This window comes from Flavobacterium chuncheonense, from assembly GCF_042686145.1.
In the GTDB taxonomy this organism is placed as follows: domain Bacteria; phylum Bacteroidota; class Bacteroidia; order Flavobacteriales; family Flavobacteriaceae; genus Flavobacterium; species Flavobacterium chuncheonense.
In genome coordinates, this window is sequence record NZ_JBHUPC010000006.1 from 107,935 (window position 1) to 114,673 (window position 6,739).

Here is a 6,739-nt window from a genome sequence, read left to right on the forward strand (position 1 = left end):
TTAAAGAAATAATTGAAGTAGCCAATTTATAACTGCACAACTACCACTACATGGACGAAGTCATTCAAATTACAAAAGATATAAAAGCAGGAAATACCAAACCGATTTATTTTTTTATGGGTGAGGAGCCTTATTATATAGACAAGCTAACTGCTTTTATTGAAGATAATGTGTTAACAGAAGATGAGAAAGGCTTTAATCAAATGGTTTTGTATGGTAGAGATACTTCAATTGAAGAAGTGGTTTCTGCTGCTAAGCGCTACCCAATGATGGCGGATAAACAAGTGGTTATTGTAAAAGAGGCTCAGGAACTAGCTCGAACAATCGATAAGCTTGAAGCTTATGTAGAAAATCCGCAACCTACAACCGTTTTGGTTTTTGCATACAAATACAAAACCCTTGATAAAAGAAAGAAAATTACCAAGTTACTTGCCAAACACGGAGTGGTTTTTGAAAGTAAGAAGTTATATGAAAATCAAGTAGGGGATTGGATAAAGCGGGTTCTTTCTGGTCAAAAATATGCTATTGAGCCTAAAGCAGCAGCTATGCTAGTTGAGTTTTTGGGCACCGACTTATCTAAAATCAGCAATGAGTTGGATAAATTAAAAATCATATTACCCCAAGGACATACCATAACAGCAAATGACATTGAGGAAAACATCGGAATTAGTAAAGATTTTAATGTTTTTGAGTTGCGTAAAGCCATTGGAGAAAAGAGTCAGTTGAAAGCTTATAAGATTGCAGAATATTTTGCGCAAAATCCAAAAGATAATCCGATTGTAATGACAACCGGATTGGTATTTGGATTTTTTTCCCAACTGTTACAATATCATGGTTTAAAAGACAAGAATCCTAAAAATGTAGCTTCTGTTTTAAAAGTTAGTCCTTATTTTGTTGGTGACTATGAAACTGCTGGGCGCAATTATCCTATGAAAAAGGTGAGTGCCATTGTAGCTAAACTTCGTGATATTGATGTGAAAAGTAAAGGGGTAGGAGCCAATTCTATTTCACAACACGATTTATTGAAAGAGATGTTGTATACTATTTTTAATTAAACTGTTATTTAACTTGATGAATGGTAAATTGTGCTTCAGCATCTGCAAATACAGCAATATTTGTACTTTTTATCGCAAAGTAAATTTTATCACCTTGATTGAGTTTTACTAAGGTTTGTATCTGTCTTGTGGGAGGTGATACGACACCAAATCCTACAACACTTATTGATTGATACGTTTGATCAGCGATTAATTCGTAAGTTCCCCCAGTTTCTTTTACTATACCAATTCCTAAACTAGAAAGACTTATTAAAGAAGTCATTTTTGCATAGGCATATATGTTGTAGATTCCATCCATTGGCGCAACAAAATATTGATTTGAAGTGTCGTAATCATTATTTTCATCAAATTCAATTGTAGGGAAGGATACTTGTTTCCAGGAGCCTAATAAAGTTACATTTAAAATAGAAAAACCTTTTCCACCTTTTCCTTTGATAAAGGATTTCGGTAAGTTTATAGCTTCTAATTTATTTTTAGTATTATTGAGTACCAACATTTTTTCAGGAGTTGTACTAGCAAGCGGTATTTCGCGAACAATTAAATCACCATTGACATCAAGTGTAGCCTCAGGTTCTGTATGGTTTATGCCTACTTGTGCCAAGCTGTCATCGATAGTAAAGAAAAAGAATACTAAACTAATTAAATAAAAAGAAATAGTTTTCATATTATAGATAAAATGGGGAAGTTTAATAATCCGTTGTGCTTCATGAAACACAACGGATTATTTTTTTTTATTTGCTTATGATTATAAAATCAGATCTACGGTTAATAGCATGTTGTTCTTCGGTACATTTTACACCATTTGGACAATTTACTTTTAAACGTGTCTCACCATACCCAATAGCACTAATGATTCTTGAAGGATCTATTCCTTTGCTAATTAAATATTTTTGAGTAGACTTGGCTCTATTATCGGATAGTTTTAAATTATGACTATCAGAACCTCTTGAATCGGTGTGGGATTCAATTTTGATAGTAATATTTGGGAATTCTGTCATAGCATAGTATACTTTATTTAATTCAGTTTCCGCTTGAGGTGTAATGTCGTACTTGTCCAAATCAAAGTAAATAGGGGCTACTTTAATTTTTTCTACTTCTCCCTCTTTATCAACTAAGCTTTCATAGTTAACTAAATACACGATATTGTTTTTCATTTCTTTTTCAGGTACATTATCGGTAATAACTCCAACTGTTTTAGAACTATAATTTTCTTTTGAGAATTTTAATTTTAAGTCGGAATCACATGGTAAGGTTAATTTATAATATCCTAAACTATCGGTTTCAATGGCTTGTATTTCGTCGCCAAATTCATCGGTAACATTAACTGAGGCAAAAGGGATTGGTTCGTTTGTTTTTTCATCTAAAACATTACCGGAGTAGGTTTGGTACATTTTAGGTTTTTCTTTTTTGAAATAGTAAATATCATCATCGCCTTTCCCCATAACACGGTTTGATGAGAAATAGCCATCACTGGCTGTAGCATCAAAGGTATAGGCAAAGTCATCCATATTACTGTTTATAGCTTCTCCTAAGTTTAGTGGAATAGAGAAGTGCCCTTTTTGTTCCATTTTAGATTCGAAAATATCCAAACCTCCCATTCCAAAATGCGCATCGGAAGCAAAATATAAGATATTGTCTACAAAATAAGGAAACATTTCGCGACCCGCTGTATTAATGGTAGGACCGGCATTTATAGGAGAATTGTTTGTGCCATCTTCAAAAAGTTCTACATAATAGATGTCTGTTGCACCATAACCACCGGGCATATCTGAAGTAAAAAACAAATATTTACCATCATCACTCAATGTAGGATGACCACATGAATACATTTCATCATTGAAATTAAGTACTTCTTGGTTTACAATTTCATTATTTTCAATTTGCCCCTTTACAATTTTCATGTTTGAATAACCGTCTTTATTGGTTTTCATTCTATTTTTCTTAGAATAATTGGTAGTATAGTAGACTGTTTTCAAGTCTTTAGAAAAGGCTACTGTGGCATCATGATAATTTGAGTTTAAATTGTTTAAGAAAGGTGTAATGTTATCAATTTCTCCAGAACTTAAATTTTTCTCACCCAAATAGGTATTTAAATACGGCTGATCATTCCAGTTATAATTTTTTGAATTAAAGGCGGAAGTATCACGTGTTGAATAAAAAATCACTTTATTTGGTCCATATTTTTCAGCACCAAAATCACTTAATTTACTGTTCATTTGTAGGTTTTGAATAGTGTAAAGCGATTTTTTGGAATTCAAACTATCCAATTCCTTTTTTTGAAAAGCAAGTGTTTTTATTTTAGTAGCGTCGTCTTTGTAATAGTTTTTCAACAAATCATTTGCTTTATTGTTGTCTCTATTAGCTTTCAAGCATTCAATGTAACGTATAAAAACAGGTTCTGTCATAGTGGACTGCTGCATTTCATATAATTTATCGTACCATTTTTTAGCATTGCTATAATCGTTTAAATTAAAATAGCTATTGGCTAAATTTAAAACGGTTTCTTGTCCTGATGCTTTTCCGTTTTTTAAGGCATCTTCGTATAACTCAATAGCTTTTTTATAGTCCATTTCATTATACGATTTGTTTGCTTTATCAACTTTTGATTGTGCAAATACACTCAGGTTACATAAGAGTATAAGTATATAAATATTTTTTTTCATGTACATAGGTTTTAAAAGAATCGTGGTGAACGGGCTAATTTGGTTTTATCATTTAGGTTAAATTTCAAGATAATCTCATGTGACCCATCATTGTATTTTTGCAGTTTGGTAACCGAATGATCATACGCATAACCAATGAATAAAGATTTTGAAATTTGGAATCCTGCTAAACCTGAAAAGGCATCGGTAAATCGGTATGCAGCACCAAGAACAAATTTTTCGTTAATCATGAAATTACCAGAAAGGTCATAGGTTACTGGTGCACCTTCAACAATTTTTGCTAAAAATGCAGGTTTGAACTTTAAATTACTTGACAGATCAAACACATAACCTCCTTGTACGTAGTAATGCGTTTTTTTGCGAATAACAGATTCTTCAATGTCATCATAGGAATCAGTAATTAGGAAATTTGGAACTGATAGACCTAAATACCATTTCTCTCCGTATAAAAAGGCTCCTGAACCAATAATAAAGCGCGCTTTATTTTCGATATTGCTTGCAAAAGCGTTATCTGGGTTTTGATAAATTCCTTTTGACCAATCTACATTTAATAAATCAAGACCAGAATTAATACCTAATGATAAAATAGTGTTTTCACTTAAACGCAAGCGATAGGCAAAATTAGCATTAATGTATTGTTGAGATTGCGGCCCTATTTTATCATTGATTACGCTTAAACCTAAACCAGTATTTTCACTCAATTTGCCATGTATTCCTAGTGCTTGTGTATCTGGAGCACCATCGATACCAATCCACTGCGATCGATGGAGTAGGGTGGCTTCTAATCGTCCATTTGTACCTGTGTATCCTGAGTTAATACTCATAGTGTTGTACATGTATTGTGTATACTGTGGTTGCTGTTGGGCTTGTATTGCGGTACAGCCCAACGTGAGTACAAAAAGTTGTAGTATACCTTTTGAAAAGTTATATATAGTTTTCATCTTTTTACGTATTTGAATTGTATTTTTGAAATTATCTTGCGATGTATAACCATCCTGTTTTTGTGTAGTTTATCTCATCAATTTTAAGAACATAGTAATAAGTTCCTACAGGTAGAGGCTCTCCATTGTTAACAACGCCACTAACATTTGCAAGACCATTCCAGTCGTTTAGGTACCCGTCTTTTTGGTATACTTCGTGTCCATGTCTATTGAAGATATTAATACTATTGTTTGGATAGTTTTCAATACAATCAATTATAAAATAATCATTATTACCATCGCTATTTGGTGAAAACTCATTGTATACAGTTAAACACATTAAACCAACTTCTGCAGAAGCGTCATTATCTCCAATTGTTGCATCTAGAGGATTTGATGTTATAATGGTAGCGGTGTTAACATAATCTCCGGTTGAATTAATAGTAACAGTTACCGTTAGAATAGCCGATTCATTAGCTAATAATTCATCAATTGTCCAAATACCCGAAGTAGGATTGTAGAGACCTTTTGTAGTAGTATGTGATACATAAGTATAGCCTGATGGAATATATTCAGATACTTCTAAATTTTCAATATCTGAAGTACCTTCATTATTCACCGTAATTGTAAACACAACAGTATCACCTACTGGGGCATTTTCTTTATCTGCAACTTTTGTTATAGTTAAGTTTGAACACATATTAGCTGTTACATCTATAGTTTTAGTTGCTGTACCATTACAAAGTGAACTATCATAATAAGTAACAGTAATACTACCCGACATAACGTCGTCCCAATCTATAGTTACATAATTTGACGCTGAATCACCACCTGCTACTATTGTACCACCTACAATTGTCCATTCATAATTAGACATATTGTTTTCTGTAGTATATGTATAGATGTTGTTGTAACAAATAGTATCAACTTCACCATCAATTGTAGCCTCATTAGTTGTATTGAAAATAACAGTAACTGCTAAACGAATACTTGATTCACAAGTAGCCCCTTGATATGCTGCATAGTAAATACCATTTGTTAAGGCTGTAGTTGGAGCGTAAGCAGTACCACCAGTTGGTGCATCATACCAAATTACCGGAATTTCATTTGTTTGTAAGTCAGCCACAGTAGGATTTTGACTCGCACAGAACTCTTGTGTAGTATTGGTTGTAGTTGGCGTTGCTTCGTCTGTAATATTTGCAGTAACCGCTAAACGAACACTTGATTCACAAGTAGCCCCTTGATATGCTGCATAGTAAATACCATTTGTTAAGGCAGTAGTTGGAGCGTAAGCAGTACCACCTGTCGGTGCATCATACCAAATTACCGGAGTTTCATTTGTTTGTAAGTCAGCCACAGTAGGGTTTTGACTTGCACAGAACTCTTGTGTAGTATTGGTTGTAGTTGGCGTTGCTTCGTCTGTAATATTTGCAGTGACTGCTAAACGAATACTTGATTCACAAGTAGCCCCTTGATATGCTGCATAGTAAATACCATTTGTTAAGGCAGTAGTTGGAGCGTAAGCAGTACCACCTGTCGGTGCATCATACCAAATTACTGGTGTTTCATTTGTTTGTAAGTCAGCCACAGTAGGATTTTGACTCGCACAGAACTCTTGTGTAGTATTGGTTGTAGTTGGCGTTGCTTCGTCTGTAATATTTGCAGTGACTGCCAAACGAATACTTGATTCACAAGTAGCCCCTTGATATGCTGCATAGTAAATACCATTTGTTAAGGCTGTAGTTGGAGCGTAAGCAGTACCACCTGTCGGTGCATCATACCAAATTACTGGTGTTTCATTTGTTTGTAAGTCAGCCACAGTAGGGTTTTGACTTGCACAGAACTCTTGTGTAGTATTGGTTGTAGTTGGCGTTGCTTCGTCTGTAATATTTGCAGTAACTGCTAAACGAACACTTGATTCACAAGTAGCCCCTTGATATGCTGCATAGTAAATACCATTTGTTAAGGCAGTAGTTGGAGCGAAAGCAGTACCACCTGTTGGTGCATCATACCAAATTACTGGTGTTTCATTTGTTTGTAAGTCAGCCACAGTAGGGTTTTGACTTGCGCAGAACTCTTGTGTAGTATTGGTTGTAGTTGG

At 34.2% G+C, this 6,739-nt stretch carries 5 protein-coding genes; 1 reads left to right on the plus strand and 4 read right to left on the minus strand.

Annotated elements, in window-relative coordinates; all coding sequences use genetic code 11:
* The first annotated feature begins 50 nt into the window (after positions 1-50).
* Positions 51-1,055: a DNA polymerase III subunit delta gene (holA, locus tag ACFS5J_RS00745; RefSeq protein WP_379809997.1), complete on the plus strand. Its 1,005-nt coding sequence runs from the start codon at positions 51-53 to the stop codon at positions 1,053-1,055.
* 4 nt (positions 1,056-1,059) lie between these two features.
* Here the strand turns inward: holA and ACFS5J_RS00750 are convergent, their stop codons facing one another.
* The 4 genes from ACFS5J_RS00750 to ACFS5J_RS00765 form a co-directional block, all read right to left on the minus strand.
* Positions 1,060-1,719, minus strand: coding sequence for a hypothetical protein (locus ACFS5J_RS00750; RefSeq protein ID WP_379809999.1), 660 nt, complete (start codon positions 1,717-1,719; stop codon positions 1,060-1,062).
* 67 nt (positions 1,720-1,786) lie between these two features.
* A complete protein-coding gene (locus ACFS5J_RS00755; RefSeq protein ID WP_379810001.1) occupies positions 1,787-3,718 on the minus strand; it encodes an OmpA family protein in 1,932 nt (643 codons plus the stop codon).
* 11 nt (positions 3,719-3,729) lie between these two features.
* Positions 3,730-4,659 (minus strand): PorP/SprF family type IX secretion system membrane protein, encoded by a 930-nt coding sequence (locus ACFS5J_RS00760; protein WP_379810002.1) that lies wholly within the window; start codon positions 4,657-4,659, stop codon positions 3,730-3,732.
* Positions 4,660-4,690: 31 nt separating this feature from the next.
* The coding region (locus ACFS5J_RS00765) for a T9SS type B sorting domain-containing protein (RefSeq protein ID WP_379810003.1) at positions 4,691-6,739 on the minus strand (2,049 nt) is incomplete at its 5' end.

Excerpts from the sequence above, each read along its gene's own strand:
- ACFS5J_RS00750 (WP_379809999.1), bottom strand. The coding sequence starts at position 1,719 with ATGAAAACTATTTCTTTTTATTTAATTAGTTTAGTATTCTTTTTCTTT.
- ACFS5J_RS00755 (WP_379810001.1), bottom strand. The coding sequence starts at position 3,718 with ATGAAAAAAAATATTTATATACTTATACTCTTATGTAACCTGAGTGTA.
- ACFS5J_RS00760 (WP_379810002.1), bottom strand. The coding sequence starts at position 4,659 with ATGAAAACTATATATAACTTTTCAAAAGGTATACTACAACTTTTTGTA.
- holA (WP_379809997.1), top strand. The coding sequence starts at position 51 with ATGGACGAAGTCATTCAAATTACAAAAGATATAAAAGCAGGAAATACC.